Here is a 22,292-nt window from a genome sequence, read left to right as displayed (position 1 = left end):
GTGCCTGCCGATGCCCGGGGAGTCATGGGTGATCCGCCGGCACGGCGGGATGGCTGGTGCGCGGGCAGCGCGCCTTGGCGCGGCAGGCTCAGCCGACCTGCGCGGAGGTGGCTGAGCCTGCCGGCCCGGGGTGCGGGCAGCCGGGTTGCGGCGTCGTTACGGGGCCATCTCGTACGCCCCGGCCAGGGCTTCCACCCGCTGCCAGACGCGCGTCGAACGGGTGTCGTCGACGACCGGACGGCGGACCGCGCCCAGCGCCCAGCTCTGCTGTGCCGCGGTGGCGGAGTCCTTGCCGTGCAGCTCGACGGCGTGCGCGGAGAAGTCGCGGACGAGGACGGCGAACAGTTCGTCGAGCACGTCCTCGTCGAGGCCGGTCAGACGGGCCTGTTCCAGGATCAGCTGGCCGTGGACGACCAGCGCGAACAGCTGGCCGACGGCGAGCAGCAGGTCGAGGTCACGGCTCTGCTCCTCGTCGGGGGCGGCGGTGGTGACGAACTCGCAGAGGGCGTCGGCCTGTTCGCGGAAGCGGGCGACGTTCGGCACCCCGGCGAAGGCGTCGTAGGCGGTGCGCCAGTCGTGGAAGCGTACGGCGCCGAGGCCGCGGGCCGGCCCCTGCTGGAAAAGGAACGCGTCGTCGGCCGCGTCGAGGCGCGTCGGCACCGCCTCGTACTCGGCCGGGTTCAGGAGGTGGTTGCCCATGAACTTGAGGATCAGGGCGAGGTTGACGTGGACCGTGCCCTCCAGCTTCGGCAGGCCCCGGATCTCGGTGGCGGCCTGGGCGAAGTAGGTGTCCTTCTCGAAGCCCTTGGCGGCGATCACGTCCCACATCAGGTCGATGACCTTCTCGCCCTCGGTGGTCACCTTCATCTTCGTCATCGGGTTGAAGAGGAGGTAGCGGCGGTCGTCGGGGCCCGCGGAGCGGAAGTAGTCGACGGCGCGGTCGCTGAACAGCTTCATCCCGACGAGGCGGACGTAGGCGTCGGTCAGCTCGCGGCGGACGTGGGGGAAGGCGGTGACGGGACGGCCGTAGAGGATGCGGTTCTGCGCATGGGTGACGGCCTCGTACATCGCGTGCTCGCAGATGCCGATCGCGCCGGTGCAGAGGTTGAACTTGCCGACGTTGACGGTGTTGAGGGCGGCATCGAAGGCGGCGCGGCCGGTGTGCAGGATGTCGCCGGCGGCGACCGGGTAGTCCTCGAGGCGGAACTCGCTGACGTACTTCGAGGAGTCGACGACGTTCTTCACCAGGTGGTACGCCGGGTGGCGGCTGTCGGCGGCGAAGAAGACATAGCCGTCGGGGCCCTCGATGTCGGTGCGGCGGCCGAAGACGGAGACGAGTCCGGCGGCGTTGCCGTTGCCGATGTAGTACTTGGAGCCGCTGGCGCGGAAGCCGCCGTCACCGTCGGGCTCCAGGAGCATGTCGGTGGAGTAGATGTCGGCGCCGTGGGACTTCTCGGAGAGGCCAAAGGCGAACACCTCACCCTGGGAGAGGAGTTCGGCCGCGCGGCTGCGGACGGCGGCGTTGTCGCTCTGCCAGACCGGCCCGAGGCCGAGAATGGTGACCTGCCAGGCGTACCAGTAGTCGAGCCCGTAGAAGCCGAAGATCTCGTTGAGGGCCGCTATCCGGGCGGTGTCCCAGCGCTTGTCCTGCTGTCCGTCGGCGGCGGCGGAGGCCGGGGTGAGGAAGGTCGCGAACAGCCCTTCCTTGGTGGAGAACTCCAGGAAGTCCGACAGCCAGACGCGGGAGCGGTAGTCCTCGATCAGCTGGCGCTTGCCGCGCTCCTCGAACCAGTCGACGGTGGCGCGCAGCAGCCGGCGGGTCTCGGGGTCGAAGTGCGCCGGGTCGTAGGTGCGGGGGTTGAACAGCAGCGGGTCGGCCATGGATGGTCGCCTTTCCGGCTCAGGGGTTGCGGATTGCGGATTGCGGATTGCGGATTGCGGTCTGCGGTCTGCGGTCTGCGGTCTGCGGTCTGCGGTCTGCGGTCTGCAGGGTGGTGGTCTGGGCGGGGCGCTCCGGGCGCTGTCCCGAACGCGGGTGCGGGGAGGGTGAGTTGCCCATCCGGCGCCCCTTCAGCACTGCGGGCGGAGTCGGTGGAGGGTGGCGAGTACGTCGTCGAGCCAGGCGAGCGTCATGCGTTCGTAGGCGATGCCGCCGCGCAGCACGACGTGCTGGAGTTCCTGACCGGCGTCGGGCGGTGCGGGGGCCTCGGGGCCGGTGAAGTCACGCCGCTCCCCCGCCAGATAGTGCGCGAGGCGGTCGGTGTGGATCTGATGGTGCCGATCGACCTCACGGATCAGTGCGGCGGGATCGTCGAAGGCCGCACCGCGGATCTTGACGGCGAGGTCGTGCCGGACGCTCTCGGGCTCGATCGGCTCATGCAGCCACTCGGAGAGCGCGGCGCGGCCGAGAGCGGCGACGGAGTACTCCTTCTTGTCCGGCCTGGCCTGCTGCGGCACCTCACGGACGTCGATCCAGGCGTCGCTCTCCATGCGCTTGAGGACGCGATAGATCTGCTGGTGGGTGGCGGTCCAGAAGTATCCGATGGACCGCTCGAACCGCCGGGCCAGCTCATAGCCGGAGCCCGGCTTCTCCAGCAGAGAGACAAGGATCGCGTGTTCGAGCGCCATACCCCGATCCTTCTATGCAACTTGTTGCATAGACAAGGGGCCTCGCCCGGGTGAGACACGGCTCACCAGCGCGCGCTCCCCGGCAACACCCTTTCGGGCAATGCTAGCAATCTAGATTGCTAGGGTGCTAGCATCCTCTCCGTGAGTGACGAAGAGGTGAAGCAGTTCAACGTGTACTTGCCGGTCGGGCTGATCAAGCAGGTCAAATATCACGCCATCGAGTCGGGCTCGTCCCTCTCGGCGCTGGTCGCAGCCGCCCTGCGTGCCTACCTCGACGACACCCATGGGCAGCGGCAGCAATCGTCTGAGAAGGAGACCTGACATGGCGACCGAAGGCATCGAGGCCGTGTTCCTGGAGACCCACAACTGGGGCAAGGCGGCGAAGTTCTTCCAGGCCCTGGGCTTCGCGCTGGAGTTCTCGACCGACCACAACTCCGGCCAACTCCGCAAGGGCGACGGCCCCTACGTGTTCATCGCCGAGGTCCCCGAGGACCGGGAGCCCCGGACGCAGATCGTGCTGAAGGTGCCCGACGCGGAGGCGTTCCGTCCCGATCCTGCCGTCGAGGTGGTCACGCCGTTCGAGGACACCCATTACGGGACCACGGAGATGACGGTCCGTGACCCCGACGGACGCCTGTGGAGCCTCCAGGCGCCGGCCAAAAACTGAGCGAGGAGAGGGAGACCGTGGCAGACGAGCAGAACGAGGTGCCGGACAGCACCGCGGTGCGGGTCGCCCTCTGGCGGGCGATGCATGTGCAGGTCGATCCGCCGCCCCATGTGTTCGAGGACGAGACCGGGCTGCAGCTGGCGGCCCCTGATGAGGGATGGCAGCGCCGCCCGGACATGGACCCGCGCAGCACCAGCGGGTTCCGGGCGGCCATTGTGGCCCGCGCCCGTTTCATCGAGGACCTGGTTGCGGAGCAGGTCGGCCACGGCATCACCCAGTACGTCGTCCTGGGGGCCGGGCTGGACACCTTTGCCCAGCGCAGGCCGGAGATCGCCGCCCGTCTACGGGTGTTCGAGATCGACCAGCCGGACACCCAGGCCTGGAAGCGCCAACGCCTGATCGATCTCGGTCATGGGATCCCCGACTGGCTGCGACTGGTGCCGGTCGACTTCGAGGCGGGCGGGGACTGGTGGGAGCAGCTGTCCGACGCCGGCTTCGATCCCGGCCGGCCGGCGGTCGTCGTCTGCACCGGCGTCACCATGTACCTCACCGAAGACGCCAACGCGGCGACCCTGCGCCGGCTCGCCGGACTCGCCCCCGGCTCGACGCTCGCCATGACGTTCATGCTGCCGACCGACCTCGTCGATGAGGCCGATCGCCCCGCACTTGAGGCGACCAAACCACGGGCGCAGGCAGCCGGAACGCCGTTCATCAGCTTCTACTCCCCGCAGGAGATGCTGGCACTGGCCCGCGACGCCGGCTTCAGGGACGCCCGGCACGTGTCGGGAAGCGTGCTTGCCGAACGCTATTTCGCCGATCGGACCGACGGCCTCCGCCCGTCAAGCGGAGAGGACCTACTGGTGGCCACCACCTGACGCGCTACGGCCACCACGTCTTCCGACATGGTGCGGGGATTTGGCGGCATGGCGCGGGGCCCGTTGGCGGAAGACGCCAACGGGCCCCGCAGGGTCAGTTGCTCAGCACTTCAGATCGAGGACGTGGATGCTCGGCAGGATGCCGTCGATCTTGTAACAGTGGTTCTTGTCGGCCTCTTTGATGTACAGCGGTGTGGAGCCGCCCGTCCAGTGCACCTTGACCGTGACCCCGGTTGCCTCCGGGGGGAAATACGCCTTCCAGCTGTCGCCCACCGGCCGGTAGTTGTGGCAGTAGTTCTTCTTCTCTATTCCCTCCGGGCCTTGCCACTCGTAGCAGGTGTCGATGAGAGTCGCCGCATTGTGGTCGAACTGGAGGTAGTTGTCCGAGGAGGCAGCGGCGGAGGGCGCCGTCAGTACCGCGCCGCTCAGGGCGAGGCCCAGGGCGGTAACACCGTAGGCCAGGGAACGCTTCGTGCTTCGCATGCTGGAGTTCACCTCTTGTGTCGATGGTCCGGACATGCCCTAGCAGGCCTTGTCGGTTCGCTTCGGGCCCCAGGTGTAACCGCTCAGCTCGTAGCAGTAGTTGCGGCTCAAGTCGGTGATCTGCGGCGACACATTGGCACCCGCTATTTGCCCGTCCACCGTCACCTCGACCTTGACGCCCTTGGCGTCATCGGGGATTTCCACCCGCCAGTCCGTGCCGATGGCCTTCCCCTTGTCACAGGAGTCCGGGGTCGTCGAGGACGTCCAGTGGTAGCAGGTTTCGGCGATGAACCAGCCGTTGTTGGTGAAGCTGATGTACTTGCCCGAGCCGGCAGCCGCGGCGGACGGTGCAGTCATCGCTCCGCCGGCCAGTGCGAGCCCCAGGGCGGCGGCACCGTAGGCCACCGACTTCTTTGCATTGCGCACAGAATTACCCTTCTTGGATATTGTGCGAAGAGGACCGGCGGCTCAGCGCCCGTTCATCAGGGTGGCGCCGCACGCGACCACGTCGGTGTCCGCCCGCGCTGACGTGTTGAGAGGCAATTCGGTGCGCAGACCGGTGATCTTCGCGCCGCCGAACTCACCCCCCTGGATGGTCACATCGGCGACAGCCTGTTCCATGTCATGGCCCATCTTCAGCATCCCCTTAGTCTCCGGCTTGATGGTGATCCTGATGTCACCGCTCTTCGACTCGGTGTTGGTTTCGCTGTACTGCGCGGAGGCGCCCACCTTCAGCACGTCCTTGACCAGGGTGACATCGACATTGGCGCCGACGTTCCATCCCCAGCTGAAGGTCTTCGTTCCGCTGAGCGTCTGGTTTATCTCCGCGGCCCCTGGAGTGCAGTTCTGAATAGGACCGACGCCCATACCGGCGTTGTCCACGTCGAACCACTTTGTTACCTGCTTGGATTCCGTGGTCGTCGATGTGCACGACACCTGACTGCCACCGCACTGTGCCAGTGCGCGCTTGACTTCTTCCGCGGAGTCCACCTTGTAACCGTTGTCGTAAGTGACGGAGGGGCTCCCGCCCTCCAGCCACTTGTCGGTGTGGCCATTGACATCGGTCAGGCCGGAGCCCTGCGCGGCCAGTGCGTTGGGCGCAGCCAGGGCAAGCGCGATGCCGGCGGCACCGAGTGCGAGACCCACTCGGGATGCAGTGGTGGAAATCAACGTTTTCCTCATTCTGTTACTGGCGGAAACCGATTCGGCGGAGAGTGCTGTGGCGACGCTCCCCATTTTGTCTGCGTTCAGCAGCCCGTTTCCTCGATCTTCGGCCGGTCGACGGCGCCGGTCAGCGTGTAGCAGTAGTTTCTGTTGGTGTCGCTCACCGAGGTGGTGTCCACCGTGGCGTAGTCCACGATGCTGGTACTGAGGTCGATCTTGGCGCCGGTCGCTTCCGCGGGGAAATACGCCCTCCAGGTATCGCCTACCGGCCGGACCTTGTGGCAGTAGTTCTTACCCTCGGCGTCACGCCACTTGTAGCAGGTGTTGGCGAGGAAGGCGCCGCTGTTGGTGATCTGGATGTAGTTGTCGGATCCCGCATAAGCGGCGGGAGCGGAGAGTACGGTGGAGAAACACGCGGCACCCACCGCAAGCAGACCGAATACGGCCCGATGATTGACCTGCACGGTTACTACTCCCTCTGGCACTGTCTGGCGGCGTCCGAAGAATTCGACGCCGTAAGACATGAGTAAGTCATGAGAGGGACGGCGAATCAATTGATTCCGGCTAAGACTTCGGTACCCGGAGGCCGCCCCTCGGGACAACCACGAGGAATGCCGGAAGAAAACAGGAACCACGGCTTCGGACCACGAGGGCCCACAGCTCACTGTCCCCGCGGACCACAGGACCGGTGGCGGCCCGTGGACATACCGAAAGCCCCTCATCGGAGGATGAGGGGCTTTCCCCAGTCGGTCGCGGTGCGGGCTCCAGGACCGGGCGGTAGGACCGGCGGTAGCAGCGGTAGCAGCGGTAGGACCGCGCCTGTTGGGCAGGGGCGTCTGCCGGCCCGCCCTCAGGAGGCTGTCGGGTCACTCCCCGGGTGGGACCGGTCCGCATGGGCCATCGCGGCCGCCAGGTGCGGGCGCCCGGTGATGCCGAGCTTGCGGTAGGCGCCGGTGAGGTGGGTTTCCACCGTCCGCAGCGAAACGACGAGAAGTTCGGCGATCTGCTTGTTGCTGAATCCCCGGACTGCCAGTGTGCAGACGCGCTCCTCCCCTGCGGTGAGCACCCGGATTCCCCGCCCCCCGGATCTGGCGACGCGCCCGCCCGCGAGGTGCAATTGCTCGCCCATCCGCGTGGCAAGCATCGTGGCACCACACCTGACGGCAAGGTCCAGGCCTTGGCGCAGTGCCCTGCGGGCGCCACGCTTGTCATCGCGGCGCATTAAGGCCACCCCGAAGTCGTGCAAGGTGCGGGCGAGTTCGAGGCGTGCGGGGGTGGGGCCGAGGACGGTCACGGCTTCGGCCAGCAGGTCGAGCCCCTGGGGTCCGTTCGCCGCCGTTCCCGCCGCCCGCAGCGCCGCCCCGAGGGCCCGTGGGATCTGGCAGCGGCGGGCGAGGTCCAGCTCCTGCTCGACCAGTGCATGGGCCGAGTCGGTCTCCCCCAGGGCGAGATGGACCGCCACGGCGCGGGAGCGCCACGGAGACATCGCCGGGCTGACCGTCCCCGCCGCCTCCCAGTGGTGACCGCACTCGCGGAGCAGGGAAAGCCCCGTACGCAGATCGCCCTGAGCGATCCGCAGTCCGGCCAGGCTCATGAGGAACCGGGGCCGTTCCCACGCCACTTCGGGCTGCCCCGCCACGGAATGGGCGCCCGCGACCTTCTCGGCGGCCTCGACCCGGCCCTGTGCGAGAAGGGCGTCGATCCTGATCGTGTCCAGGGTCAAGGCGTACGGCAGGCTCCCGGTAGGGGGAGCCTGGTCCACGGCGTCCTGAGCTGTGCCGAGGGCTTCGGTGACATCCCCGCGGCGCAGCGCCAGCACAGCCCGGTAGACGGTCAGCGAGGAGACCAGCAGTTCCATGCCCCGGCCCGAGATCTCCTGTGCCAGATGGCGGTTGAGCCGATCGGCCGTATCGAGCTCGTCGAGGTAGAGCAGCGTCTGGGCGACGAAGTAGTGCAGCGGGAACAGGTCATGGGAGAACGCCGGCAGATTGACGGACGCCCGCTCGATGAGACCGACGACGTACGGGGCGGGCAGGGCTGCCTGCAGGGCGCGGAAGGCGCGGATCGCTAGCAGTTGGCGTTCCCCCGCGGTGCAGTCGGCCAGGTCGTTGTCCGTGCCGGGGGGCAGCAGCGGGGCCGGGCGTCTGACGGACGGCCGCTCGAACTCCATCCACGAGCGCAGCGCACTCATCCGCAGCGTCAGTTCGCGATCGGCGGCCCCGGAGTCCGCCGTGCGCCGGTCGCACAGCGCCGCGATCTTCCGGTCCACATTCGACAGGTCCGTACGGGAGCCGCGGGAGAGGAGCAGCGAGTAGGCGAGCACCCCCAGGGCGTCACTGCGGGCCGCCTCGTCGGTCAGCCCTTCGAGCGCGCCGGTGACGCAGGAGATGGCCAGCGCGGCGTCGTAATAGCTGGCCGCGGTGCCCACTTCCAGGAGCACGCGGGCACGCTCGGCCTCGTCCAGCGGCTGGTTCAGGGCGGCACGCAGATAGGTCACGGCCGTTTCCGGTGCGCCGCGGCGCAGTGCCTCCGTGGCTGCCCTGCGCAGCGCCGGCAGGACCCACGACCCGTGGACCGGGCCGGCCGCCAGCAGATGGGCCGCGACCTCCTCATCAGGGCGTCCGCTCAGACAGGACACCTGGGCCGCCCGCGCATGGCCGACGCCGAGCTCCTCGGGAGACAGCGTGGCCAGCACGGTGTCGCGGACGACGGGATGGGTGAAGTGCGGCTCACCGTCGGCCCGCAGCAGGCCGAGCGACCGCAGCTCCTCGGCCGCCGACTGCACCACGGCCCGCCCGGTCCCGCAGTACGCGGCGAGCAGCTCCGGCGGCTTGCGGTCGCCCAGGAAGGCCAGCGCCCGCGCCAGCGCCACGACCTCGTCGGACGCCTGGCACAGCCGGTGCGAGATCTCCCCGCCGAGCGTGGACAGCAGGACCGTGGGGATCCGGTCCCGGAACTCCGTCGTCGGCTGCACGCCGCTGCGCTGTGCCTGGTGGAGCAGGGCGCGGACGAACAGCGGGTGCCCGCCGGTCGCGGCGTGACAGGCGGCGCAGAAGGCCGGGTCGGGCTCCTGCGCGCCCCATACCGTCCGCACCAGCTGTCGCACGCCGTCCACGTCCAGCGGCTCCATGACGAGGGTGTGGCAGTTCGCGGGCCGGACGAGCTCGGCGAACAGCGGATCGAGTCTTCTGACCTCGGCGCTCCGGGTGGTCACGGCGATCAGCACGGGGTGGCTGTCCGCCCGCCCGACGAAATGGACCAGCCAGCGCAGTGACGGCTGATCGATCCACTGCAGGGCGTCCACCGCCAGGAGCAGGGGCCGCCGGCGGGACAGCCGGGAGACCAGTGCGTCGAGTTCCCGCAGCGTTGCGGCGGTCACATTGGCGGACTCCGGGGGCGGATCCGTGACAGCGGCATCGTCCAGGGCCCGCAGCGTGGCCGCCGCGGACCCTTCCAGAAGGCGTGCCCGGTCGGTTTCGGAGGCTGCCGCCAGCAGCGGCTTGAACAGCTGCCGGACGGCACCGAAGGCGAATTCGCGCTCAAGGGGGTGGCAGCGGGCCCGCAGCACACGGAACTGCTCGTTACGCTCCCACCAGGTGCTCAGCAGGGACGATTTACCGATGCCGGCCGACCCTTCGAGCTGTACGACCCGAGGACCGCCGGACAACACGTCGGCTGCCACGGCGTCCATGGCAGCGAGTTCGCGTTCGCGCCCCACCAACGGCCAGTCGTCACCGCACGCATCGCGGGAATGTGCGAACGTCACCAGTTGCTCAACTCTCATCGTTCTCGTCTGGCCTGCGAGACGAGCCGACGACCATCACGGTTGCCTGAACCGGTCGCCCAGATTCCGCCCACGGCCCGCGCCTGACGACCGGCGCGCGGACCGGCGCCTGCCGTCGCCCCCCCGGTGCCGCATGCAACCATGCCGCAACCTTGCAGGGAGTTCACTGGACCGCCGCCCCCAGGCGGCTCGGTGGGCAGGATCCCGGCGGGTTCCGGGCGGCCTGCCCGCCCTGCCGAACTACCTCTGTTTCCGCTGGTCAGCAGCGGAATGGTCAGGAGAGGACCGACACATGTACCCACCGGGGACCACGAACCTGCCGGTCAGCCGCTCCACGAAGAAGCCGGGCGGCTTCTGATGGGCGGCGGCGACGGGTGGGAGACGGCCGCCAGGGACGCCGCGGCCCCGGCGGGCGCTGCGCGTATCGCGCTCACCGCGGCGGCGACCGAACTGCTGCGTCTGCTGCGGGAGCAGCACGGCCCGCTGATGTTCCACCAGTCCGGCGGCTGCTGCGACGGCAGCGCCCCCATGTGCTACCCGGCAGGGGATTTCCGTACGGGATCGTCGGATGTGCTGCTGGCCCGGCTGGACGTGGCGGGCGTGCAGGAGCAGGTGGGCTTCTGGATGTCGGCGGACCAGTTCGAGCGCTGGCAGCACACGCATCTGACGGTGGACGTCGTACCGGGGCGGGGCAGTGGCTTCTCGCTGGAGGCGCCGGAGGGGGTGCGCTTCCTGATCCGCTCGCGGCTGTTCACCGAGGAGGAACGCGCGGGGCTCGGCGGCTGAAGCGGTGCGAGCGGGCGGCTGAGCGGCCGGGAGGTGCCGGGAGCGCGCCGGGAAGGAACAGAGTGAGGCCCCACGCACGGGGGAGAGCGTGGGGCCTCACTCTTAGAAACGGGTGAGCGGCGGTTCAGGTTCCCTCACGGTGGAGATTTCGCAAGAAATCTTGTGCGGCCGGGCGTGGTCCGGTCCGCCTCACCGTTCAGGCCTCGCCCTGCACCAGCCGTTCCAGCAGCTCCTGGAAGTCCGCATCCGCCACCACCCGCAGCCCGTCACCGTCCGGCTCGCTCAGCGGGGTCATCACGCCCCGGCGCCACCAGAACACCCTGGGGCTGATGGCGCCCGCCGCGTCCTCGTGGCCGGCCGCCGCGAACTGTGCCATGGCCTGCAGCGCCGGGATGACCTGAGCGTCGTGGATACGGTGGAACGCCAGCTGGTGCCGGAAGGGCAGGGCGACCAGCGCACCGTCCGGTGTGAGCTCGGTGCCCATGATCCGCTGCACCAGTTCGTCCAGCACCAGGACCCGGCTCGCGGTGAAGAACGAGTCGCCGAGCAGCACCTCGAACGCCGAACCGTCGCCGCGCCGCACCGTTTCATGTCCTTCGACCGGCAGCGCACGCAGATTGTTCATCGCCCGGATCCGCAGCTCGGCCACGTCCCCGAAATCGGTCAGGGAGTCCTCGCTGAGCATCTGCACCGCCTCGGGCAGATCAAGGGCGAGCACTTCCCGCAGCCCCGGCGCCGGGGCGCGCCCGTAGCGGAAGGAGTCCGAGGCGGGCAGCGTCTCCTGGGCGACCACACGGGGGTACAGACAGGCCCGGATCTCGTCCTCGCTGAGGATCTCCAGCGGCTGCGGGCCGTCCATCGTACGGAGCACCTTGCCGACGTGGTCCCGGATCAGCGCGGGCCAGCTGCGCTCACCGCGCCGGTCGCGGTGGCACACCGCCGCGAGGTTGCCGAGGCCGAACTGCCGGCCCGCGGAGTCGGTGACCACGCCCGCGTACGCGGTGACTTCGAGCCCCTGCTCCGCGAAGGCCTGCCGGACCTGTGATCTGAAGACACCGCCCTCACGCTCGGAGAAGAAGCTGAACTCCCCGTCACGTGCCAGGTCGCGGGAATCCCGCTTCGGTCCTCGGCGGAACAGGCCCATCTCTTCCTCCCGGCAGCGGCCACGCACAACGGCCATGAATGGGCCGATCGTAACGGGTGCGCCGCCGGGCTCGCCGCCCTGCTTGCCGCCGCTCACGGCGGTGACCGGCGCAGGGAGACGAGGCGGCGGGGACGGGAGGGAAAGAGGGGACGAGGGAGGGTCGGGAAGGGACGGAAGGTCAGCCGCCGATCGTGACGTCGATGCAGGCATAGAAGGCATTCGCGGTGTCGGCGATGTTCCAGACCGCGAGGATCTTCTGCTTGCCGGTGATGCCACCGAAGTTGACGGTGTGCGAGACCGTCGCCGGCGGCTGTGCACCTCCGTCGTTGAATTCGGCGACCTTCTTCCCGCCGGCGAAGTACTGCCAGGTGCTGGTCGAATGACGGGCGGTCAGCCGCCAGTTGAAGGTCTGGGAGCTGCCGATCGGGGTGGCCTTCCAGCCCTTGCTGTCGTCGTCGAGTTCGGCGAACTGACTGTTTCCCCCACTACAGCTGGTCAGCCCCTTGGGGCCCTCGACGCTCTGCGGCTCCCACTTGATGGGACCGCACTCGACGGTGCCCGCGGCGCACTGCGCCTGTCTGCTGGGCGGCGAGGACACATAGCCGTGCGCACTCGCCGGGCTGACCGGCAGGGTGACGACGAGCAGCGGGGCGATTCCCGCACCGAGGGCAAGGGCCAGCCTTCCTTTCCTGTGCATGTCAACCCTTTCGCGAGGGAGGCCGCCACGCGAGAACGGGGGACTCGACGCCGCCGCGGCGCCGCACGTCCGCCCGGAGGAAGCCTCGTTGAGTGTGGGGTGGGTGACGCGAGGGTGTACACCGATTGGTCTAGACTTTACTCGCTGACCGCGTACGGTCAAGGGGCGCGGCAGGGCATTGCCGAGCCGGACGCGAGCGTCGCGGAAGCCGTGCACGCCCGGCCCCTTTAGACCCCAACCTGCCTTGACTGCGCCATTCTTGACGTCGTGTCAGGCATCCAGCGACCGGCCATCCAGCGACAGCTGACTGCCTGCCTCCCATGCGCCCCGGTCAGTGAGCCGAGGGGGCGCCGGCGGGTGCGCTGGAGGCCCGTACGACCAGGTGTGGTGCGAGGCGGACCGTGCGCCGCGGTCCGGGCTGTCCGGCGAGCGGCCGGTGGCTCAGCAGGCGGGCGGCCTCGGCGGCCAGTTCGCCGACCGGCTGGCGGACGGTGGTCAGCGCCGGGTCGGCGAGACCGGCGAGCGGAATGTCGTCGAAGCCGGTGACGGCGACCTCGCCCGGTACGTCCGCACCGAGCTGCCGCAGACGTTGCAGCGCACCGGCCGCAATGAGGTCATTGGCGCAGATCATGGCGTCCGGCCGGGACGGCCAGACGCGGTCGACGGCGGCGCGTCCCCACTCCACCGAGAAGTCGCCGAGTTCGATGCGCCCCGGGGCCGCGGGATCCAGCGCCGCGGCTCCCGTCTCGTATGCCGCGCGCCGCTCCACCGCCGCCGACGCGGTCCCGGCGGCACCCACGAAGCAGGGACGGCGGCGACCGGTGGCGGCCAGATGATCGAGTACCAGGGCCATACCGGCCGCGTTGTCGACGGCTACGGAGTCCGCGACGCCGGGGCCGCAGCCGCGGTCGAGCAGCACCAGCGGCACCTGGGCGGCCGCACTTGCCACCGCCTCCCGGCTGCGCCGCTCATCGACGGGTATCAGCAGCAGCGCGTCGACCTGTCGCCCCAGGAACGCGCCGATCCGGGCCGCCTCGGTCACCGGGTCGTCGTCGCAGTCGGCGAGCAGCACGGCCCGCCCCGCGGCGTGCAGCGCATGCTCCAGCTCCCGGACGAGGGAGGGGAAGAACGGGTTGGTGATCTGCGGCAGGACGAGTCCGACGGTGCCGGTGGAGCGGCTGCGCAGGGCACGGGCCACCTGGTTGGGCCGGTAGCCCAGCCGCTCGGCCGCCTCGCGTACGGTACGGGCGGTCTCGACGCCGACCGGACGGGTACCGGCCAGCACGCGGGAGACCGTGGCAATGGAGCAGCCCGACGCCAGCGCGACATCCTTCAACGTGACTTCGGCCACCGTCTCCCGGCTCCCTCCGCTCGGTCCGCCCGAACCGGAGGGAGCATACGCCCCCTTGCATGCCTGGCAAACGTTGTCCCGTGAGAGGTGGATCTCCCCGTCACACCGGCCGTACTTCGTCCCGAAAGCACCCGGTAGGGCAGAGATTGAACCGTTGACAACCGGCAGGTCCATGGGTCAAGTTTCCGGAGAACGTTTTCCCATGCTGCTCGCTCGTCGCTGACTTCCCGCCCGGGCTCGCCATGGGCGACCGCCGGGCGCGCGGTGCGCCGGAGCCCATACCGGCCCGCACCCACCACCTTCGGGACCACATTTCCGAGCAGCAGAGCAAAGGGGCTCTTCCGTTGGCCAGAAAGATCATCCTCGACTGCGACCCGGGGCATGACGATGCGATCGCCATGCTCCTGGCACATGGCAATCCCGACGTCGAGCTGGTCGCCGTGACGACCGTGGTCGGGAACCAGACGCTGGAGAAGGTGACCCGCAACGCCCTGTCCGTGGCGCGGATCGCCGGGATCACGGGCGTGCCCTTTGCCGCCGGCTGCCCGCGTCCGCTGGTCCGGGCCATCGAGACGGCGCCGGACATCCACGGCGAGACCGGTCTCGACGGCCCCGAGCTGCCCGAGCCGGCCATCGAGCTGGACCGCCGGCACGCGGTGGACCTGATCATCGACACGGTGATGTCCCACGAGCCCGGTGAGATCACCATCGTCCCGACCGCGGGCCTGACGAACATCGCGCTGGCCGTGCGCAAGGAGCCGCGGATCGCCGAGCGGGTCCGTGAGGTCGTCCTGATGGGCGGCGGCTACCACGAGGGCAACTGGAGCGCGGTCGCCGAGTTCAACATCATCATCGACCCCGAGGCCGCGCACATCGTCTTCAACGAGCGCTGGCCGGTCACCATGGTCGGCCTCGATCTGACGCACCAGGCGCTGGCGACCCCCGAGGTCGATGCGAAGATCACCGCGGTCGGCACCCGCCCCGCCCGGTTCGTCGGTGAGCTGCTGGACTTCTTCCGCGAGGCCTACCGCGAGAACCAGGGCTTCGAGCACCCTCCGGTGCACGACCCGTGCGCGGTCGCCTACGTGATCGACCCGGACGTGATGACCGTACGCAAGGCCCCGGTCGACATCGAGCTGCGCGGCGCGCTGACGGCCGGGATGACCGTCACGGACTTCCGGGCGCCCGCCCCGGACGACTGCACCACCCAGGTCGCGGTCACGCTCGACCACGAGCGGTTCTGGAATCTCGTCGTGGACGCGCTCGAGCGGATCGGCGACGTCGAGGCATGAACGTTTCCACCGAGGTGAGCACCTCCACCGGCCGGCGCCCCGTCGAGGGGACCGGCGGCGGGTCCGGAGTCCGCATAGGCGTGCTGGTGGCCGCGCTGCTCGCCGCCTGTTTCGCCTTCCAGCTCAACGCCAGCATGCTCAGCCCCGCGCTGAAGAACATCGAGGACACCCTCGGGGCCAGCTCCGCGGAGATCGGCCTCACGCAGACCGCGTTCTTCACCTCGGCGGCGCTGTTCTCGCTCTTTCTCCCGCGGCTGGGCGATGTCATCGGGCGCCGCCGGGTGCTGGCCGGGATGCTCGGCCTGATGGTCGTCGGCTGCGTCGTCGCCGCGCTGGCGACCAGCGTGCCGATGCTGTTCGCCGGCCGCATCATCCAGGGTGTCTGCGGTCCGGTCGTCCCGCTGTGTCTGATCATGCTGCGGGTGGAGGTGCGGGAGCCGAAGCGGTACGGCACCCTGCTCGGCGTGATCACCGCCGTCAACGGCGGTATCGCCGGTGTCGACTCCCTCGCGGGCGGCTACCTGGCCGACCGCCACGGCTTCCAGTCGGTGTTCTGGGCGATGGCGGTCGTCGCCGCCCTGGCCACCGTCCTGGTCGCCACCCTGACCCCCGAGTCGAAGGCGCCCGCCGCGACCCGGATGGACTGGCCCGGAGTGGCACTGCTCGTGATCTCGGTCGGCTCGCTGCTGACCGCACTCAACGAGGCGGGCAAACTGGCCGCCGCCGACTGGCCGCTGATCGCCGTCCTGCTCGTGACGGCTGCGGCCGCCTTCGCCCTGTTCTGGCGGACCGAGAACCGCAGCGCGCACCCGCTGGTCGCCACCCGGCACCTCAAGCAGCGTGCGACCTGGGCGACCCTGCTGACCACCGTGCTCACCATGACCGGTGTGTTCGCCGTCATGAACGGGCTGATCCCGGCCTTCGCCCAGGACGCACAGGCCGGTCTCGGGATGAGCGCCGAGCAGTCCGCGTGGTGGACGCTGTCGCCGTACGCGCTCGCCGGACTGGCCATGGGCCCGCTGGCCGGCCGCCTCGCCGCGACCTTCGGCTACGGCCGCATCCTGCGGTTCGGCCTGGTCGGTTCGGTGGCGACGGTCGCCCTGATGCTGCTCACGATGCACAGCCAGTCGCAGATCCTGCTGCTGGTGACGTCCATCCTGGTGGGCATCGCCTACGCGGGCGTGGCGAACATCGTCCTCAACGGGCTGGGTATCGTCCTGTCCCCCAGCGAGAACCCGGGCTTCCTGCCCGGTCTGAACGCGGGCGCCTTCAACCTCGGCGCGGGACTCAGCTTTGCGCTCCTGTACGCGGTCAAGACCGCCGCGTCACCGGCGGATCCGTCGTCGTCGGGCGGCTACACCGCCGGCATGATCGCGGGCGTGGTCATCCTGGCCGCGGCCATTGCGACGTCCTTCCTGATCCCGAAGCCGGTGGCGGCCGAAGCGCAGAGCTGAGGCACCGCCGTACGCAACGGACCGCCCGCCGACCGGTTTTCCCGGCCGGCGGGCGGTCCGTTGCGGTGTCCGCCGGCAAGGGTGTCCGCGCCCGCGTCAGTGGTGTCCGCGCGCCGTGTCCGAGGCCCCGCCGAAGAGCCGGGCCACGGCCCGGAACGGCAGGGTGACGACGGTGGCGATGGCACCGCCGATCGACCTGAGAACATCTGCGATCGCCTGCAACATGACTGAACCTCCGTCATGGCCGTCCGGCACCACACCTCATGGGTCGCCGTTCGGCCGGGTCGATGGGCCGGGAGCGCCTGCCGGGGCGGCAGGTCACCCGGGTGCCGCTTCGTCCGTCCAGCGCAGGATGGCGCCGAGCCCGCCGGACGGTGCTCGCTCGGGGTCACGGACCACCACGATGTCGGCGCCGCTCGCGGCCGCCGACCGCACCAGTGCGTCGTCCGCCCGGGCGGCTGCCGGACGGGTCTCGCCGAGGTGCGGCAACTCCGTTCCCCGTACGCCGAGTTGATCGGCTTTGGAACCCACCCAGACCTGCCGGGCGATGTCCGAGCCGTGCGGGCTGACCAGCAAGGTGTCGATCCGGTGTTCCCGGGCTGCTTCGACCAGGGCGGGGATGCCGGCCGCGGCGTGCGGGGCGCTCTTGCCTCCCGGCCCCGCACCGGTGCGGAAGCGGTCCGCCACCTGCGCGATGTGCTCACGTTCCTGAACTGCCCTGACCTGGGCGATGTCCCGGTTCACCAGCGTACTCTCGGCGCCGGGTGCCCGCCCGCCGTGTTCGCTCTCGTAGGTGAGGGCGCGCAGCGGTTCGGGCAGCTTGTCGTGCACCAGGTGGCGTTCGCGGGCGTCGCCGATCAGGACGATGGCCTCGGCGCCACACTCCTCGAACGCCTTGCGCGCCGCGTCGGCGATCTCACCCGCGTTGTGTTCCCAGGTGTTCTCCACCTTGGCGCGGAAGTGCCCTTCGGACCAGTCGCCCGAGGCGGTGCGGTGGAGGGGCCAGTCGGCGCCGCTGACCTGACCGGCGTCCACGGTGCCCCGTTCGCCGAGTACGGCGAAGTCCGCGCCCGCCCGGTCCAGACGGACCACGAGGCAGACCGGGTCGTCGCCGACCGCGGCCAGGAAGGGCGTCACTCTGGGCACCGGCCCCCAGGCCGCGAACGGGGTGGCCGGGGGCCCGGGGAGCGGGGTGTCGAGCACGATCACCCCGTGGGCGGCGAACAGCACCCGCCCGGAGTGCTCCCCGGGATCGCCTTCGTGCCGCGTGAGCAGTGCTTCGTGCACCGCACCGCAGGTGGCCTCGTCCGCGCCGAGCGCGAACAACTGCGCCGTGGTGGCGCTCGCCGTCAACTCTTGCTGTTTTGCGGCGTCCTCGGTGCTGTGCGAGATATCGGCGTAGACGGATGCCCAGGGGCCTGGCCGGTCGATGACCGGTTGCAGGAGCGAGAGTCGCATGGCGCTGCCTCCTTGGCTTCCTCGGATTCCGTGGATTCTCCCGTTGTGCGGTCGGCTGTCATCGGTGTGCGGTGGGCTGCCTTACGAATTCCCGTTCCCGAAAGGCGTATGCATCAAGGACAAATGCGTCTGCCATTACGTTCCGTGGCTGTCCGCGCGATTTCCGTGTGCATGGTTGAACATGGTTGAAACAGTGCCGCCGGGTTGTTAGGGCTGGGGGACCAGGGAAACTGGGAGTAACGCGACGGGTCTTATGACTCGTGGAGCCGGAGGCAGCCATGGTCATGGAACACGGAACGGACAAGACCGGCCCCGCCCGGGACGACATGATGAAGAAGCAACTACGGGGGCAATTGACCGCGGAGCGCTCCCTGCGGACGGATGAGGAGCATGAACTCCAGCCGGCGGGCGAGGACCAGCCGGTGGCGGCGTGGTCCCCCGAGAGCGACTTCCGGGGCGGCACACCGAGCGGAATGACCGAGCAGGATGTCGGGCTGCGCTCCGAACTCGCCCAGCACCTCGGTCGGAGCCTGTACCCGGCCGACAAAATGGCGATCATCGAGACCCTTCGGCGCAACAACGCACCGGACCGGCTGGTCACCATGGCCGAGCGGCTGCCCGCACACGAGCGGTTCGGCAATGTGCAGAGCATCGCCGAGGCCGTCGGGATCGCGACGGAACACCGGCGCGCCTGAGGCCGGGGCCGGTCCGCCCGTCCTGGCGCTGCCGGGAGCCACCAGGTGGCGGACAATTGGCTGTAGACGCACCTGCCGCACCCCGCGGCCGGGCAAATGGACGGGAAGAGGGAGGGCGGTCATGTCCGACGACTCGATGGGCGACGAGGTCTACCAGCCGCCCAGATCCGATCCCCAGGACAACCCCAACGACCTCGACATGGAGGACGCCCTGGACGAGCCGGATCTCGACGAGACGCTGGACACGGGCTATTCGCCGCCCGAGAGGCCCTTCGTGGTGAACCACGAGGGAACCACCGCACGGGAGCTGCACGACCGCGAATCGCTCGAACACCGGCTATCGGTGGAGGTGCCGGACGTCTGCGCACCCGACGGCGACGGGATCGGCGATCTGCCGGGCGGGGTGGGGGAACCGACCGACCTCGAATGCGGCGAAGAGCGGGCCGGCCGGCTCGTGGGCTCCGACGAGGGGTTCTGGCGCGGTGGCAGCAATGACATCGCCGCCCGGGACGTCGGGATCGACGGCGGCGCCGCGTCGGCGGAGGAGGCGGCGGTGCATATCGCCCGGGACAACGCGGGGGACGGAGACCGGGAGGTCTAGACCCTGTCGTCACCGCTCGCCCGGGTCCGTCAGTCCGTCCTTGGCGCCCATGCGGCCCGCCTGCCCTTCGTGCCGATGGCCGCATCTCGCACTGTCGCGCGGGGCGGCCGGCGACGCAGGTGCGGTGTGGCCACCGGGCGCCTGCCGGCCTCGCGTCCGCGCGGGACCCGGCCTGCACAGTCCTCCCCCAGCGTGCCGCCAAGGGGCCGGCACCCGCAGAATGAGAGGAGAGGCATGTGTACCCGGCCGTACACCGGTTAGCCGGCAGAACACCACGGTGTGCCCGCGCCGGCCGTCGGCCCGCACCCGACCGTGACGGCCGTGCGGCCCGGCGCTTGAGCACTCTCCTCGACTCGACAGGCAGGAGTCCATGTGAACCGCCGTCGTCCTCGGATCGTGATCGTCGGAGCCGGCTTCGCCGGTTACGAATGTGCCCGCACGCTCTCCCGGCAGGCCAAAGGGGCCGCCGAGATCGTGCTCATCAACCCCCACGACTACTTTCTGTATGTGCCGCTGCTGCCGGAAGTGGCGGCCGGAATTCTGGAACCCCGCCGGATCTCGGTATCGCTCACCGGGACGCTGCCGGGCGTCCGGCTCGTCCTCGGCGAGGTCCATGACGTGGACTTCGATGCCCGCCGGGTGGACTACACCGACCCCGAGGACCGGGACGGCTCGCTGTCCTACGACCGGCTGGTACTGACCGTCGGCAGCGTCAGCAAACTGCTGCCCGTCCCGGGCGTCGCCGAGCATGCCCACGGCTTCCGCGGTATACCCGAAGCGCTGTACCTCCGCGACCACATCACCCGTCAGATCGAACTGGCCGCTGCGGCCGAGGACCCGGCCGAACGCGCCGCCAGGACCACCTTTGTCGTCGTGGGCGCCGGCTACACCGGTACCGAAGTCACCGCTCACGGCGTGCAGTTCACCGACTCCCTGGTCCGGCAGAACCCCCGGTTGCAGGACGGTCCACGCCCCCGCTGGCTGCTGCTGGACCTCGCCGACCGGCTGCTGCCCGAGCTCGACGAGCGGCTGTCGCGCACCGCCGACCGGGTACTGCGTGCCCGCGGCGTCGAGGTCCGTACCCGTACCTCCGTCAAGGAAGCGACCATGGACGGGGTGCTGCTCGACGACGGCGAGTTCGTCAGCAGCCGCTCCCTGATCTGGTGTGTGGGCGTACGGCCCGATCCGCTGGTCTCCGCACTGGGGCTGCCCACCGACAAGGGGCGGCTGTGCGTCGACGAGTTCCTGGGAGTGCCCGGCCGGCCGGAGGTGTTCGCCTGTGGTGACGCCGCGGCCGTTCCTGATCTGACCCGCCCCGGCGAGACGACACCGATGACCGCCCAGCACGCCCAGCGGCAGGGCAAGGTCGCGGCGCACAATGTGGCGGCGTCCTGCGGGCAGGGCAGCCCGCGCGCCTACGAACACCATGACCTGGGCTTCATGGTGGATCTGGGCGGAATCCAGGCCGCGGCGAACCCGCTGCACGTTCCGCTGTCCGGCCCGCTCGCCAGTGTGGTCACCCGCGGTTACCACCTGATGGCGATGCCGGGCAACCGTATCCGGGTGGCCACCGACTGGCTCCTGGACGCGGTGCTGCCGCGCCAGGCCGTCCAGCTGGGCCTGGTCCGCTCCTGGTCGGTGCCGCTGGACACCGAAACCCCCGAAGTGGCCCGGGTGCCGAACGGCAGGCCGGAACGGGCGTGAAAGCCGGAGGCGTGAGAGCCGGACCGGCGGACCGTTCCACAGCACCGGGTCTGCGCGCCACGGCGCTGCCGCTCCCGGCAAGCCGACAGCGCTCGTCCCCCCGGCGCGGACGGCACGGCGCCCGCGCACTGACCCGCCGCACGAACAGTGCCCGCCGTGCCGTTACACCACCGAACGGTGCCCGCCGTGCCGTTACACCACCCGCTCCGGTTCTTCCTCCTCGTCGGGGAGCCGCACATCGCTGACCGCGATATTGACCTCCACGACTTCGAGGCCGGTCATCCGCTCCACCGCGGAAATCACGTTCTCCCGCACCGCCTTCCCCACGTCGGGGATGACCTCGCCGTACTGGACGACGATGTCCAGGTCCAACGCCGCCTGTTTCTCGCCGACTTCGACCTTGACGCCGTGCGTGGTGGTCGTTCCTCCCCCGGGTACGCGTTTGCGCAGGGCTCCCACCGACCGCGAGAGCCCGCTGCCCAGGGCATGAACGCCTTCCACATCGCCGGCGGTCAGAAAGGCGATCTTCGCGACCACACCGTCGGCAATGGTCGTCCGCCCCAGGTCCCCGGTTTTCCGCGACCCGCGCTCTGCGAACTCGGTCATTGCGCATCACCCCAGTGCTCCATCGAGGGGAAGTCTTCGGCCCTCTCTTCACGCTATGGCCGTACGGGTGACGCTGCCTCCCGAAGCGGGCCGCGGCGGCTGCGGGCGGCCGGCCCGGCACCCGCCCCGCTTTTGCCGGTACAGCAAGGAACGTTGTCAATTCGGCGTGCCCGTCGGAACATCCCGGCAAGGGCGGTACGCACGGAAGCGGCGGTACCGCACCTGGCCCTTGAGCACGGACCGAGGAGGACACTCATGGCCCATGACGTCACCGTCCCGGACGAGGAATTCTGGGACGCCCGCTACGCGCAGAGCGACCGGATGTGGAGCGGCCGCCCCAACGCCGCCCTGGTCCGGGAGGCCGGCGACCTCGCCCCGGGCAGGGCCCTGGAGCTGGGGTGCGGGGAAGGAGCGGACGCCATCTGGCTCGCCGGGCAAGGGTGGGATGTCACCGCTGTCGACATCTCCCGTGTCGCCCTCGACCGGGCGGCCGAGCACGCGGCAGCGGCAGCGGTCGCCGACCGCATCACCTGGCAGCAACACGACCTCGGGGCGACGTTCCCCGCCGGTACCTTCGATCTCGTCACGGCCCAATTCCTGCATTCCCACAGCGATATGCCGCGCGAGGACATCCTGCGGAAGGCCGCCGGTGCGGTCGCTCCCGGCGGGGTGCTGCTCATCGTCGGACATGCGGGAATCCACGCCTGGGAACCCGACTCCGACGTACGGCTCCCCACTCCGGACGAAGTCGTCGAGGCACTCGGCCTCCCGGACGGACAGTGGGACCTGCTGCGCTGCGAGGAACACCCGAGCTTCCGGACCGGCCACGACGGGACGCCGGACCCCCGCACCGACAACACCGTGAAGCTCCGCCGCCGGACCGCCTGACGACCGCCGCAACCG

23 protein-coding genes are annotated in these 22,292 nt (G+C 69.8%); 10 read left to right on the top strand and 13 right to left on the bottom strand.

The annotated features are described in order from the left end of the window. Positions 1–156 precede the first annotated feature (156 nt). Both AB0C46_RS05845 and AB0C46_RS05840 read right to left on the bottom strand, forming a co-directional pair. Positions 157–1,881: an acyl-CoA dehydrogenase family protein gene (locus tag AB0C46_RS05845; RefSeq protein WP_362825989.1), complete on the bottom strand. Its 1,725-nt coding sequence runs from the start codon at positions 1,879–1,881 to the stop codon at positions 157–159. 189 nt (positions 1,882–2,070) lie between these two features. Beyond that, positions 2,071–2,628: a PadR family transcriptional regulator gene (locus tag AB0C46_RS05840; protein ID WP_362825987.1), complete on the bottom strand. Its 558-nt coding sequence runs from the start codon at positions 2,626–2,628 to the stop codon at positions 2,071–2,073. Positions 2,629–2,769: 141 nt separating this feature from the next. Here AB0C46_RS05840 and AB0C46_RS05835 point away from each other — a divergent pair, with 141 nt between their 5' ends. Genes AB0C46_RS05835 through AB0C46_RS05825 form a run of 3 tightly spaced genes read left to right on the top strand, consistent with a single transcriptional unit; the run spans position 2,770 to position 4,170 of the window. After that, the gene (locus AB0C46_RS05835) at positions 2,770–2,949 is read left to right on the top strand and encodes a CopG family transcriptional regulator (protein ID WP_362825986.1); all 180 of its coding nucleotides are present in this window, start codon (positions 2,770–2,772) and stop codon (positions 2,947–2,949) included. A 1-nt stretch (position 2,950) separates the two neighbouring features. Next, the gene (locus tag AB0C46_RS05830) at positions 2,951–3,295 is read left to right on the top strand and encodes a VOC family protein (RefSeq protein WP_362825984.1); all 345 of its coding nucleotides are present in this window, start codon (positions 2,951–2,953) and stop codon (positions 3,293–3,295) included. A 17-nt stretch (positions 3,296–3,312) separates the two neighbouring features. Continuing rightward, the gene (locus AB0C46_RS05825) at positions 3,313–4,170 is read left to right on the top strand and encodes a class I SAM-dependent methyltransferase (protein ID WP_362825982.1); all 858 of its coding nucleotides are present in this window, start codon (positions 3,313–3,315) and stop codon (positions 4,168–4,170) included. 102 nt (positions 4,171–4,272) lie between these two features. Here AB0C46_RS05825 and AB0C46_RS05820 read toward each other — a convergent pair whose 3' ends face one another. The 5 genes from AB0C46_RS05820 to AB0C46_RS05800 form a co-directional block, all read right to left on the bottom strand. Beyond that, positions 4,273–4,653 carry a hypothetical protein gene (locus tag AB0C46_RS05820; protein ID WP_362825980.1) on the bottom strand — a complete coding sequence of 127 codons (381 nt, stop codon included), beginning with the start codon at positions 4,651–4,653 and terminating at the stop codon, positions 4,273–4,275. A 39-nt stretch (positions 4,654–4,692) separates the two neighbouring features. After that, complete coding sequence (locus tag AB0C46_RS05815; RefSeq protein ID WP_362825978.1) at positions 4,693–5,079, bottom strand: hypothetical protein; 387 nt, start codon at positions 5,077–5,079, stop codon at positions 4,693–4,695. A 42-nt stretch (positions 5,080–5,121) separates the two neighbouring features. Further along, on the bottom strand, positions 5,122–5,823 hold the full coding sequence (locus tag AB0C46_RS05810; protein ID WP_362825976.1) for a hypothetical protein: 702 nt from the start codon (positions 5,821–5,823) through the stop codon (positions 5,122–5,124). Positions 5,824–5,900: 77 nt separating this feature from the next. Next, entirely contained in the window at positions 5,901–6,281 is a 381-nt protein-coding gene (locus tag AB0C46_RS05805; RefSeq protein ID WP_362825975.1) for a hypothetical protein, read from the bottom strand. A 386-nt stretch (positions 6,282–6,667) separates the two neighbouring features. After that, positions 6,668–9,583, bottom strand: coding sequence for an AAA family ATPase (locus AB0C46_RS05800; protein ID WP_362825973.1), 2,916 nt, complete (start codon positions 9,581–9,583; stop codon positions 6,668–6,670). A gap of 375 nt (positions 9,584–9,958) precedes the next feature. Here AB0C46_RS05800 and AB0C46_RS05795 point away from each other — a divergent pair, with 375 nt between their 5' ends. Beyond that, positions 9,959–10,387, top strand: coding sequence for a DUF779 domain-containing protein (locus AB0C46_RS05795; RefSeq protein WP_362825972.1), 429 nt, complete (start codon positions 9,959–9,961; stop codon positions 10,385–10,387). 196 nt (positions 10,388–10,583) lie between these two features. On the opposite strand, the gene AB0C46_RS05790 is transcribed toward AB0C46_RS05795, so the two are convergent. From AB0C46_RS05790 to AB0C46_RS05780, 3 genes are all read right to left on the bottom strand, one after another. Further along, complete coding sequence (locus AB0C46_RS05790) at positions 10,584–11,531, bottom strand: hypothetical protein (protein ID WP_362826429.1); 948 nt, start codon at positions 11,529–11,531, stop codon at positions 10,584–10,586. A gap of 178 nt (positions 11,532–11,709) precedes the next feature. Further along, on the bottom strand, positions 11,710–12,228 hold the full coding sequence (locus AB0C46_RS05785; RefSeq protein ID WP_362825970.1) for a lytic polysaccharide monooxygenase auxiliary activity family 9 protein: 519 nt from the start codon (positions 12,226–12,228) through the stop codon (positions 11,710–11,712). Between the two features lie 331 nt (positions 12,229–12,559). Further along, complete coding sequence (locus AB0C46_RS05780) at positions 12,560–13,579, bottom strand: LacI family DNA-binding transcriptional regulator (protein ID WP_362825968.1); 1,020 nt, start codon at positions 13,577–13,579, stop codon at positions 12,560–12,562. 344 nt (positions 13,580–13,923) lie between these two features. Between AB0C46_RS05780 and AB0C46_RS05775 the strand changes: the two genes are divergently transcribed. Both AB0C46_RS05775 and AB0C46_RS05770 read left to right on the top strand, forming a co-directional pair. Beyond that, positions 13,924–14,871 carry a nucleoside hydrolase gene (locus AB0C46_RS05775; protein ID WP_362825966.1) on the top strand — a complete coding sequence of 316 codons (948 nt, stop codon included), beginning with the start codon at positions 13,924–13,926 and terminating at the stop codon, positions 14,869–14,871. Next, positions 14,868–16,325, top strand: a complete 1,458-nt coding sequence (locus AB0C46_RS05770; protein WP_362825965.1) for an MFS transporter — start codon at positions 14,868–14,870, stop codon at positions 16,323–16,325. The genes AB0C46_RS05775 and AB0C46_RS05770 overlap by 4 nt, the downstream gene beginning before the upstream one ends. Before the next feature lie 96 nt (positions 16,326–16,421). Here AB0C46_RS05770 and AB0C46_RS05765 read toward each other — a convergent pair whose 3' ends face one another. Continuing rightward, positions 16,422–16,550, bottom strand: a complete 129-nt coding sequence (locus tag AB0C46_RS05765; RefSeq protein WP_362825964.1) for an LPFR motif small protein — start codon at positions 16,548–16,550, stop codon at positions 16,422–16,424. A gap of 93 nt (positions 16,551–16,643) precedes the next feature. Next, the gene (locus tag AB0C46_RS05760; RefSeq protein ID WP_362825962.1) at positions 16,644–17,783 is read right to left on the bottom strand and encodes a Vms1/Ankzf1 family peptidyl-tRNA hydrolase; all 1,140 of its coding nucleotides are present in this window, start codon (positions 17,781–17,783) and stop codon (positions 16,644–16,646) included. 278 nt (positions 17,784–18,061) lie between these two features. Between AB0C46_RS05760 and AB0C46_RS05755 the strand changes: the two genes are divergently transcribed. From AB0C46_RS05755 to AB0C46_RS05745, 3 genes are all read left to right on the top strand, one after another. Beyond that, positions 18,062–18,478, top strand: coding sequence for a DUF2795 domain-containing protein (locus tag AB0C46_RS05755; RefSeq protein WP_362825961.1), 417 nt, complete (start codon positions 18,062–18,064; stop codon positions 18,476–18,478). Positions 18,479–18,599: 121 nt separating this feature from the next. Continuing rightward, a complete protein-coding gene (locus AB0C46_RS05750; RefSeq protein ID WP_362825959.1) occupies positions 18,600–19,079 on the top strand; it encodes a DUF5709 domain-containing protein in 480 nt (159 codons plus the stop codon). Positions 19,080–19,475: 396 nt separating this feature from the next. Further along, the gene (locus AB0C46_RS05745; protein WP_362826427.1) at positions 19,476–20,783 is read left to right on the top strand and encodes an NAD(P)/FAD-dependent oxidoreductase; all 1,308 of its coding nucleotides are present in this window, start codon (positions 19,476–19,478) and stop codon (positions 20,781–20,783) included. Between the two features lie 192 nt (positions 20,784–20,975). Here the strand turns inward: AB0C46_RS05745 and AB0C46_RS05740 are convergent, their stop codons facing one another. Further along, on the bottom strand, positions 20,976–21,389 hold the full coding sequence (locus AB0C46_RS05740) for an Asp23/Gls24 family envelope stress response protein (RefSeq protein WP_362825957.1): 414 nt from the start codon (positions 21,387–21,389) through the stop codon (positions 20,976–20,978). Positions 21,390–21,644: 255 nt separating this feature from the next. On the opposite strand from AB0C46_RS05740, the gene AB0C46_RS05735 reads away from it, so the two are divergent. Beyond that, positions 21,645–22,277 carry a class I SAM-dependent methyltransferase gene (locus AB0C46_RS05735; RefSeq protein ID WP_362825956.1) on the top strand — a complete coding sequence of 211 codons (633 nt, stop codon included), beginning with the start codon at positions 21,645–21,647 and terminating at the stop codon, positions 22,275–22,277. Positions 22,278–22,292: the final 15 nt, after the last annotated feature.

The sequence above is a fragment of the Streptomyces sp. NPDC048637 genome, from assembly GCF_040650675.1.
Classification (GTDB): Bacteria; Actinomycetota; Actinomycetes; order Streptomycetales; family Streptomycetaceae; genus Streptomyces.
The sequence above is the reverse complement of the archived record's forward strand: the minus strand, read 5'-3'. Positions and strand labels throughout refer to the sequence as shown.

Excerpts from the sequence above, each read along its gene's own strand:
- AB0C46_RS05785 (WP_362825970.1), bottom strand. The coding sequence starts at position 12,228 with ATGCACAGGAAAGGAAGGCTGGCCCTTGCCCTCGGTGCGGGAATCGCC.
- AB0C46_RS05830 (WP_362825984.1), top strand. The coding sequence starts at position 2,951 with ATGGCGACCGAAGGCATCGAGGCCGTGTTCCTGGAGACCCACAACTGG.
- AB0C46_RS05770 (WP_362825965.1), top strand. The coding sequence starts at position 14,868 with ATGAACGTTTCCACCGAGGTGAGCACCTCCACCGGCCGGCGCCCCGTC.
- AB0C46_RS05760 (WP_362825962.1), bottom strand. The coding sequence starts at position 17,783 with ATGCGACTCTCGCTCCTGCAACCGGTCATCGACCGGCCAGGCCCCTGG.
- AB0C46_RS05840 (WP_362825987.1), bottom strand. The coding sequence starts at position 2,628 with ATGGCGCTCGAACACGCGATCCTTGTCTCTCTGCTGGAGAAGCCGGGC.
- AB0C46_RS05820 (WP_362825980.1), bottom strand. The coding sequence starts at position 4,653 with ATGCGAAGCACGAAGCGTTCCCTGGCCTACGGTGTTACCGCCCTGGGC.
- AB0C46_RS05750 (WP_362825959.1), top strand. The coding sequence starts at position 18,600 with ATGTCCGACGACTCGATGGGCGACGAGGTCTACCAGCCGCCCAGATCC.
- AB0C46_RS05795 (WP_362825972.1), top strand. The coding sequence starts at position 9,959 with ATGGGCGGCGGCGACGGGTGGGAGACGGCCGCCAGGGACGCCGCGGCC.
- AB0C46_RS05740 (WP_362825957.1), bottom strand. The coding sequence starts at position 21,389 with ATGACCGAGTTCGCAGAGCGCGGGTCGCGGAAAACCGGGGACCTGGGG.
- AB0C46_RS05790 (WP_362826429.1), bottom strand. The coding sequence starts at position 11,531 with ATGGGCCTGTTCCGCCGAGGACCGAAGCGGGATTCCCGCGACCTGGCA.
- AB0C46_RS05765 (WP_362825964.1), bottom strand. The coding sequence starts at position 16,550 with ATGTTGCAGGCGATCGCAGATGTTCTCAGGTCGATCGGCGGTGCCATC.
- AB0C46_RS05845 (WP_362825989.1), bottom strand. The coding sequence starts at position 1,881 with ATGGCCGACCCGCTGCTGTTCAACCCCCGCACCTACGACCCGGCGCAC.
- AB0C46_RS05735 (WP_362825956.1), top strand. The coding sequence starts at position 21,645 with ATGGCCCATGACGTCACCGTCCCGGACGAGGAATTCTGGGACGCCCGC.
- AB0C46_RS05755 (WP_362825961.1), top strand. The coding sequence starts at position 18,062 with ATGGTCATGGAACACGGAACGGACAAGACCGGCCCCGCCCGGGACGAC.